This is a genomic window from Phascolarctobacterium succinatutens CAG:287 (assembly GCF_000434895.1).
Taxonomy (GTDB): Bacteria; Bacillota; Negativicutes; order Acidaminococcales; family Acidaminococcaceae; genus Phascolarctobacterium_A; species Phascolarctobacterium_A succinatutens_A.
The window spans coordinates 1-903 of the sequence record NZ_FR892742.1 but is presented as its reverse complement, the minus strand read 5'-3'; the positions used below and the strand labels follow the sequence as shown (position 1 = coordinate 903).

The following is a 903-nucleotide window of genomic DNA, read 5'->3' as shown; positions in this document are numbered from 1 at the left end:
ATCGCGTCGACTTGTATATAATACCATGTGACCTACATTATGTCAACACCTTTTTTGTTACTTTTTTAACATTTTTTCGTGATACACGTGGCTCAGTATTCAAATGAAGTATCATGTATACACGCTTTAAAGCACCTAAAATTTCTTCAAAAAATCTCAAAAAAAGTTAAAATTTCTACCGAAAAACGGCAAAATCTGCGTAAATTTCTCCAAAAAAATCGAGCTGACGCAAGAATTTTTTCTCTCGTCAGCTCTTTTTTATTGCACTAATACCATTCTATTTTACTTCAATCGGCAGCTTAATCAGCTTCTGCTGCTCGCCGCTATTATCCAGCATCACAAAAATTTCTTCTGCATTACCGGTTTCCCAATCAGCTTTAAACAATTCAATCGGATACAGCTTATGAATTTGGCGCCAGCTGCTAAATTTATATGCAGGAATATATCGGCGCACCTTTTCCTCATCACGCCAAAAAGCAGAAACTGCATCAAAAATTTCCTCTGTCTGCCATTTCAGCCACTCCGGACGCCATTGCGGTATCTCGCAGAACACGTCAAAACGCAGAATCTCCAGCAATTCCGTTTGCTGCTCTACATAATTTTCTTCTATAAACTGCTTTAAAATAGCTGCTACACCCTTGGCGTTATGTGTCTGCGGATAGAAGCCTGCCTTCACCCACCACTGCGTCAGCTGTCTGTAAAAGCCAAAGGCATTCATGCCGGAAGCACGCAGCAATGCCCTCAGCGTATATTTAAAGCCACCGCTGTTGGCCGTCTGGTCCAGAATATTATCTAAGTGTTTCAAATACAGCATATCCTCATATGGCATATACTTAGTCGCCAAAATCTCATAAGGCGGTTCGTCCATATAACGCAAATCATGCTGCTCTGTTTCACGACGCA

1 protein-coding gene is annotated in these 903 nt (G+C 40.9%); it reads right to left on the bottom strand.

Features of this window, described 5'->3' with window-relative positions; all coding sequences use genetic code 11:
• Positions 1 to 277: 277 nt before the first annotated feature.
• Positions 278 to 903, bottom strand: a 626-nt coding sequence (locus BN587_RS00235; protein WP_044483862.1) for a DUF4080 domain-containing protein, incomplete at its 5' end; no start/stop codon positions are given.